The organism is Prevotella pallens ATCC 700821 (assembly GCF_000220255.1).
In the GTDB taxonomy this organism is placed as follows: Bacteria; Bacteroidota; Bacteroidia; order Bacteroidales; family Bacteroidaceae; genus Prevotella; species Prevotella pallens.
The window spans coordinates 767,497-772,022 of record NZ_GL982514.1 but is presented as its reverse complement, the minus strand read 5'-3'; the positions used below and the strand labels follow the sequence as shown (position 1 = coordinate 772,022).

Below are 4,526 nucleotides of genomic sequence, written 5' to 3'. Positions count from 1 at the left end.
TGAATCAGCAAAGTTCAGGTGAAGAAAGACGGTGTGGTAACGACAGCTGCCAAGGGTAGTGCTCCGAAAGACGAGACCGTAATGATTGTCAGCGGACGCAATGTCTATGACGCTTTCGGTCGTTTACGTTGTCAAACAAAAGTGCACAACTACAAATGTAGTTATTTACTCTGATATTTCATTGTTTTATTATCAAAAATTCTTTTTGTTGTCATAGTGCAAATATACTTTTTTATTAATAATTATAACTAAAACCCAAAACTTAATTGGAGGTCAAGTTGTGCACTTTTGTTTGACAACGTACAATATTCTTACCCATACATTGCCCATTGCAACAGCCGATACACTTGAAATTACCAATACAGCCATTACAATTCTTAAAGAACTCTATCGTCCAGGTATACAATATAAGAAGTCGGGAGTAATTCTTGGCGATATATCTTCTAACAAAGTTGTTACACAATATCTTTTCGACCCTATTCCTAATCGTCCCGAACGGCATCATTTAATGCAACTGATAGATAAAATCAACCAACGTTATGGAACAAAAACCATTTTACTGGGGGTAGAAGGTGTGGAAAACCAAAAGTGGACAACCAAATGTGAACAACGAACTCCAAATTATCTTACAGAAATCAACGAAATAATGACTATCAAGATATAAAAATTTTATTACGACTTTCTATTCTTCTACCTTACTTGCTTTGTTGTATTCATCTTTAGTCATTATTCCCTTAACGGCTTCCTTTGGACTTGTTGCCTCCTTGTAGAATATCCAATGAATTATAGATTTAGACTCATAAATAGATGTATATGCTTGAACGAAAGTCCAACCTTTGTTAGACATATAATTACCTGCATCAACCATACTGTTAAATGGGATTTCTTCTCCTTTTTCATCAACTAATTTTTGTTTGTTTTTGAGTCCACCCCATGCAGAGTACACGGGATTGTTTCCAAAATCAAAAACAATTTTTAATCCAGCTGATAGTTCTTTTTCAATACCTTTGACTTCGCAATAGTATTTTTTAGTTTGGGCTATCATAGTGATAGATGATATTAACATGAGAAAGGTGAGGGCAGTTTTTTTCATACAATTCCTATTTTGTTATAAATGTTCGTAGCAATTTTTTATTTCTCTTCTGCAATACTCTGGAAGAAAGTAAAGAGTGATACATTAAATGATACCTAAGTGTTTTATATAAAACTATTTTTCTCCTTTTAATCGTTTTATTTCTTTATCGAAATCAGATATATATTCTACATCTTGTTTATGGCGAAAGACCTCATATTCTTGTGTACGTTGTCAAACAAAAGTACACAAGTGCAAATGTAGTTATTTATTCTGATGTTTCATTGTTTTATTATCAAAAATTCTTTTGTTGATTGAATTTTGCTTTATCACTAATCTTATAAGGTTCTATATAATTCAGGCTTATCGTGTGCTGTTTCAATAATCAAATTCTTTAATATCCTAAATTTGATAAAGGAACAACTCCTGATATTATATCTAAAAAGTCCACTCTTAAAAGCCTAATATTCCGCTGATTCATAGTATATTATGTTATAAATTATTTGCAAATATCTGCAAGTTTTTGTACCTTTACACTATAATTCTTGCAGATATTTATGCTTAAACGTACATCCAAACAGCTCTCTATGTTCTCTTCTTTAGAGGAGATGCTATCAATGTATTATTAGCTGCGGCAGCATATAACTTCAAAAGAGCTATGAGAGTTCTTTTGTACCTTATAAAAAGAATCAGCATAGAGCTTGTCAATACAAGCTTTATACTGAAATATAGTTTTTAAGGGACGACTAAATAGTCTTCATTATTCTATTACAATCTCTTCAGGTATATTTTTTAATTTACCATCATTAGTAAAAGAGAACCTTATCCATGATTTGTCGGCATTGTCATCAATCGCACCATCTAAACAAGTTGATTTAATGTAATATATTAAAATGAACCCTTCCTGATTATTTTCTTTTTTATTGTATTTACCCATGTGTGCTATAAATGCAAGGGTGTCTTTACCAATGAGATGATTATTTATAATAATGCTATCTGCCATTTGGGCTGTTCGCATTTTCAAACATCCACAACTATCTTTTTTCCATATATCTTCATACATATTAATTTTAGTTTCTGTATTATAGGACACTAAAGAATCTATATGTACTACAGAATTTCTAGATTTGTTTGTTTGGCAACTCACGAATGTACATAGTGTAGTTGCAAAAAGGATATTAAAAATCCCCATCTTTTCCAACATAAACATTTACAGCTCTATTATTACGATAATTCCCCCAATTACTCCAATATGCATCGTCAACATTTTTCTTGGTAACATAGCGAGAATGTACGTTGTCAAACAAAAGTGCACAACTGCAAATGTAGTTATTTATTCTGATATTTTATTGTTTTATTATCAAAAATTCTTTTGTTGATTGAATTTTGCTTTATCACTAATCTTATAAGGTTCTATATAATTCAGGCTTATCGTGTGTTGTTTCAATAATCAAATTCTTTAATATCCTAAATCTGATAAAGGAACAACTCCTGATATTATATCTAAATATGTTTTATACTCCAAAGGAATTTGCTGTCTGAACATTATATCTTTCTCTGGATCGACATTTTTCTTTAATTTATAGCATAAATATAACCTTTCATTTAAGTTCGGGTATATTTCTATAGTTGTTAGTTCATACGCTTTAACAGAATCATAATCTTTGACAGTTAGTTTACGGATTTCTTTCTTATAAATACCAGAAAGATGAGTATTTTTAGAATCCTCTTGTATATCTTTCTCAACTAACAAACAATTATGTAATCCTGCTGTAATAAATGTTCTTTCGTTCTTCGTTCCTTTCCAAAATGTCATTCTTTCGAACTCACCTGAAATTATCCAGAACTTAAATAATTGTCCGTAGCCTTCTAAACCATGAATGCCATTTACATCTTTTATTTGACTTAACTTGAGGAACTGCCTTGTTACTGCATGACAAAACAATATATCATCTACAGATAATGTGTCTATATTCCACGTACCATCGTTACTATACACTTTAAAGAATATGAGGTAAGGCTTCTTTATCATTTGCCCTAAGACATAGACACCATTTCTTAATTGTATGGATATTATTTTATTTTCTTTCCAAGATATCATTTTTGTTATCATAGTGCAAATATACTTTTTTATTAATAATTATAACTAAAACCCAAAACTTAATTGGAGGTCAAGTTGTGCATTTTTGTTTGACAACGTACAACCATAGACTTGTAGTTTTAATATTATACATTCTGTTCTCTATCTCTATTGTGGCTTGCGTTTTCGTACCACGTTTTTTACTCTTTTATTTATGACGTCATATTTTAGAGTGTATGACATCATATTTTGAATCTTAATGCTCATTCTTTAAGAATCAGGTAGTTATTGGGATAACTCCCGATTTGGAGTATTACTCGCATTATCAATTGTTCCTGGTAAAACAATATCCTCTATGGGAGTTTGTTTATACCACATTTTTGTTATGTACGGATACCTTTTCAAAATCTGTTCTATAATTCTTTGATCATTTTCACCTGTCTTCCAGTAATCAAAACAAGAGTAATAGTTTGCATAATCAGAAATTATATCAAAAAATATTTTCCTATTATAATCGCTTGGGAAACTAACTGCCTCACTAATAAGATTTCTATCGTCAAGAAGTAAAAAATCATCAGAAAGATTATTCCTGCTATTTATCATCTCTTGCCCACATTTACTCGTAATTATATTAAGCAATTTATCTTTATCTATCACGAAAAAAAACAGATATCCTTTTTCGCGTAGCTTATCACATAAGCTATTTGCATTTTGTAGTTTAAATTGTTTGTTGTTTCCTCTTCTTAATTCATTAATGTCTTTATAATTATCTCTACAAATAACTCTTTTAAGCATTAAAAAGTGTTCATAAGCTAATGTATCCTTTTCTAAAAGAGATTTCAAGTGCACCCTAAGTTCTATTTTAGGAGCACAGACACTCTGTGCATATACACAAACTGAATATTGCAAAATCAGCAATAAAAAAAATACATTTTTCATTGTTTTCTTCCTTTCTTTTTTGTTTAATCAGCTACATAAAGGTATACAACTTTAGCCTGACTTACATGCATATTACTATTACCGCCTACTACTTCTTTCCCATTATAAATGCTTACATGTCCAGAATAGCTAACTCCTTCTTTAGATATCATAATAAAAGTTCCCCCTTCGATTTCCAAATTTACTTACGCCCTGTTCTATCGATTTTGAATTTTGTACAGAAATAATTTTGTCTTTATTGTACGTTGTAAAATAAAAGTGCACAACTGCAAATGTAGTTATTTACTCTGATATTTCATTGTTTTATTATCAAAAATTCTTTTTGTTGTCATAGTGCAAATATACTTTTTTATTAATAATTATAACTAAAACCCAAAACTTAATTGGAGGTCAAGTTGTGCACTTTTGTTTGAATACGTACAATATAAATATTAT

At 30.3% G+C, this 4,526-nt stretch carries 7 protein-coding genes and 1 pseudogene; 3 read left to right on the top strand and 5 right to left on the bottom strand.

Annotation, left to right across the window (positions count from 1 at the left end):
* Positions 1-18 precede the first annotated feature (18 nt).
* Positions 19-174 (top strand): hypothetical protein, encoded by a 156-nt coding sequence (locus HMPREF9144_RS13445; RefSeq protein ID WP_006046484.1) that lies wholly within the window; start codon positions 19-21, stop codon positions 172-174.
* Positions 175-292: 118 nt separating this feature from the next.
* Positions 293-664: a DUF4113 domain-containing protein gene (locus HMPREF9144_RS12380; RefSeq protein ID WP_006046483.1), complete on the top strand. Its 372-nt coding sequence runs from the start codon at positions 293-295 to the stop codon at positions 662-664.
* A gap of 18 nt (positions 665-682) precedes the next feature.
* Here HMPREF9144_RS12380 and HMPREF9144_RS12375 read toward each other — a convergent pair whose 3' ends face one another.
* On the bottom strand, positions 683-1,093 hold the full coding sequence (locus tag HMPREF9144_RS12375) for a hypothetical protein (protein WP_006046482.1): 411 nt from the start codon (positions 1,091-1,093) through the stop codon (positions 683-685).
* Between the two features lie 580 nt (positions 1,094-1,673).
* Here HMPREF9144_RS12375 and HMPREF9144_RS13440 point away from each other — a divergent pair.
* Positions 1,674-1,811: pseudogene (locus HMPREF9144_RS13440) on the top strand (IS5/IS1182 family transposase); the annotation flags it as partial.
* A gap of 21 nt (positions 1,812-1,832) precedes the next feature.
* Here HMPREF9144_RS13440 and HMPREF9144_RS12370 read toward each other — a convergent pair.
* From HMPREF9144_RS12370 to HMPREF9144_RS13905, 4 genes are all read right to left on the bottom strand, one after another.
* Positions 1,833-2,135: a hypothetical protein gene (locus tag HMPREF9144_RS12370; RefSeq protein WP_112316903.1), complete on the bottom strand. Its 303-nt coding sequence runs from the start codon at positions 2,133-2,135 to the stop codon at positions 1,833-1,835.
* Between the two features lie 396 nt (positions 2,136-2,531).
* Complete coding sequence (locus HMPREF9144_RS12365) at positions 2,532-3,185, bottom strand: DUF8309 domain-containing protein (RefSeq protein WP_006046479.1); 654 nt, start codon at positions 3,183-3,185, stop codon at positions 2,532-2,534.
* A 252-nt stretch (positions 3,186-3,437) separates the two neighbouring features.
* Positions 3,438-4,091 (bottom strand): hypothetical protein, encoded by a 654-nt coding sequence (locus HMPREF9144_RS12360; RefSeq protein WP_006046478.1) that lies wholly within the window; start codon positions 4,089-4,091, stop codon positions 3,438-3,440.
* Between the two features lie 23 nt (positions 4,092-4,114).
* Entirely contained in the window at positions 4,115-4,243 is a 129-nt protein-coding gene (locus HMPREF9144_RS13905) for a hypothetical protein (RefSeq protein WP_257009658.1), read from the bottom strand.
* Positions 4,244-4,526 lie beyond the last annotated feature (283 nt).

Bases quoted from the DNA above. Each gene is read 5' to 3' on its own strand.
- HMPREF9144_RS12375 (WP_006046482.1), bottom strand. From the start codon at position 1,093: ATGAAAAAAACTGCCCTCACCTTTCTCATGTTAATATCATCTATCACT.
- HMPREF9144_RS12370 (WP_112316903.1), bottom strand. From the start codon at position 2,135: ATGTATGAAGATATATGGAAAAAAGATAGTTGTGGATGTTTGAAAATG.
- HMPREF9144_RS12365 (WP_006046479.1), bottom strand. From the start codon at position 3,185: ATGATAACAAAAATGATATCTTGGAAAGAAAATAAAATAATATCCATA.
- HMPREF9144_RS12360 (WP_006046478.1), bottom strand. From the start codon at position 4,091: ATGAAAAATGTATTTTTTTTATTGCTGATTTTGCAATATTCAGTTTGT.
- HMPREF9144_RS13905 (WP_257009658.1), bottom strand. From the start codon at position 4,243: ATGATATCTAAAGAAGGAGTTAGCTATTCTGGACATGTAAGCATTTAT.